Annotated in this window: 3 protein-coding genes; all 3 read left to right on the top strand. The window is 49.9% G+C overall.

Features of this window, described 5'->3' with window-relative positions; all coding sequences use genetic code 11:
- A partial coding sequence (locus A918_RS22195) for a hypothetical protein (protein ID WP_210162324.1) occupies window positions 1-184 on the top strand: 184 nt, incomplete at its 5' end.
- 455 nt (window positions 185-639) lie between these two features.
- Entirely contained in the window at window positions 640-891 is a 252-nt protein-coding gene (locus A918_RS0108395) for a hypothetical protein (protein ID WP_022710633.1), read from the top strand.
- A 180-nt stretch (window positions 892-1,071) separates the two neighbouring features.
- On the top strand, window positions 1,072-2,429 hold a 1,358-nt coding region (gene fumC, locus A918_RS0108390), incomplete at its 3' end, for a class II fumarate hydratase (protein ID WP_022710632.1).

Here is a 2,429-nt window from a genome sequence, read left to right as displayed (position 1 = left end):
GAGCGCCGGGGCGGCCACGATAATGCGGCTAAGAAATGAAAAAGCCTCTGAGAAATCAGGGGCTTTTTTTTATATCAAAACACTAAAATCTGCACGGCATAGCGATGCGGCACAGGATATAGCTTGCCTTATGCATTTAAGCTGTTTATGTAACCTCTCCGTTTTTCAGGAGAGATATTTCTAAATAAATTGTAACCAATGCGATTAGCGACCATCACAATTGCAATGCATTATTTTTTTAAAGTTACTGTACTTAATGATAACTCAAAATTATTTTAGTATCTCCTTAAGGATCAGGCTTTAAAGATTGAAAATCTGCAGCTTGCGCTGGTCGGCACTCCTATTTGCCCCCGCTTGAAGGAACTGCTGACCGCGCATAGGGAAGACGGGGAAACCCGTCTTCCCACGCCTTTCCCAGCACAATTTCCGCTTTTCACAAGTCATAAATAAGAGCTCCGATATGCCGCTTGCGCCTGTGAAGCTCATAGTTCCGCCTGTTGGCTGGTCGCTTCATCTCAGCACTCTGTTTTACATATAAATGCTTCACACTTTCCGGAATGCGCTATAGGTTTGTATTTACAAGCTTCGCTGTTCTGATCTGGACAGTGCTTTCATTGCATCGCAACGGAGGGAAGACGAATGCGTAAAGAACACTCGATTACAACGGCACCGCAAGACGGACGCACAGTCACGGTACTCTGGACAGACTTTGATGGTCAGCTCAATGAATCCCCTGCCCGTTATCGCCGGCTTGAACAGCTTCAAAAAGCCGGTGGCGACTGGAATGAAAGCGACACCGGCTGGTGGACTTTCATTGACAGCACAACCCAGAAAAAAATCGACCCTACTGCCTGGATAGAAAATCCGGATGATGAGGCCGAGGACGACTGAATCGCCTTTAATATTGCGCGCGCAATAACGGCACCACACTGAAAATATTAAACTTATTTTCGCTCGCGATCGTGCAGAAGCCTACACAAAACTGTGTTTTGCACGGTCTCGCAATGCCTGTAACCGATACCATATGACACTCTGACATCTTCCCAGAATACAGAACTTCAGGAGCTGTAAATGTCTGACCAACGTACCGAAACCGATAGTTTCGGCCCTATCGCTGTTGATAATGATCGTTACTGGGGTGCACAGACCCAGCGCTCTCTGCAAAATTTTAAAATCGGAACAGATCGCCAGCCACTGCCGCTCATTCATGCACTCGGCATTGTCAAACAGGCCGCAGCAGAGACAAATATTGCTCTGGGCAAACTTGATCCGGTCTTAGGCCGCGCCATTACTGTGGCTGCTGCAGAGGTTGTCGAAGGCAAGCTGGACGACCATTTTCCGCTGGTGATTTATCAGACCGGTTCAGGCACCCAGTCGAATATGAATGTCAACGAGGTGATCTCCAACCGCGCGATTGAAATGCTCGGTGGCACAATCGGCAGCAAAAAGCCGGTTCACCCGAATGACCATGTGAATATGGGGCAATCCTCCAATGACAGTTTCCCGACTGCCATGCATATCGCCACGGCGGTTGAAGTTACCTCCCGCCTGCTGCCAGCCCTCGATCATCTGATTGATGCACTGAAAGCCAAAGAAGAGAAATTCGCGCATCTGATTAAGATCGGCCGTACGCATACGCAAGATGCCACGCCTGTCACACTGGGACAGGAATTCTCTGGTTACCGTGCGGCGGCAGAATATGGCAAGCACCGTATTGTGCAGAGCCTGACAGATGTCTATCTGCTGGCACAGGGCGGCACAGCGGTCGGTACTGGGCTGAATTCAGCAAAGGGTTTTGATACCGGCTTCGCGGAAGCCGTTGCCAATATTACCGGCCTGCCATTTAAAACCGCCCCGAATAAATTCGAGGCACTCGCCTCCCACGGCGCTCTGCTCAATCTTCATGGCAGTCTGAATGCGCTTGCCGCCGATCTGTTTAAGATTGCCAATGATATCCGCTTTCTCGGTTCCGGCCCCCGCTCCGGCCTCGGCGAATTGCAATTGCCGGAAAATGAGCCGGGTTCATCGATCATGCCGGGCAAAGTCAATCCGACACAGGCAGAAGCTTTGACCATGGTTGCCACTCAGGTTTTCGGCAACCACACCACCGTCACCGTTGCTTCCAGTCAGGGACATTTTGAGCTGAATGTTTTCAAGCCGGTGATTGCGGCCAATGTGCTGCAATCTATCCGGCTGCTGGCTGACGGTATGAACTCCTTTGTCGATCATTGTATTGACGGGATTGAAGCCAATGAAGCCCGCATCCATGAACTGATGGAAAATTCATTGATGCTGGTGACGGCTCTCGCACCGCAGATCGGCTATGACGCAGCAGCAAAAATCGCCAAGACTGCCCATCATAATGGCACGACTTTGCGCGAAGAAGCCCTGAAAAGTGGTCTTGTCAGTGAAGCAGAATATGAAGCTTT

The sequence above is a fragment of the Pseudochrobactrum sp. AO18b genome (assembly GCF_000409565.1).
GTDB classification, from domain to species: domain Bacteria; phylum Pseudomonadota; class Alphaproteobacteria; order Rhizobiales; family Rhizobiaceae; genus Pseudochrobactrum; species Pseudochrobactrum saccharolyticum.
This window is presented reverse-complemented; position numbering and strand designations above follow the sequence as displayed.

Excerpts from the sequence above, each read along its gene's own strand:
- A918_RS0108395 (WP_022710633.1), top strand. The coding sequence starts at position 640 with ATGCGTAAAGAACACTCGATTACAACGGCACCGCAAGACGGACGCACA.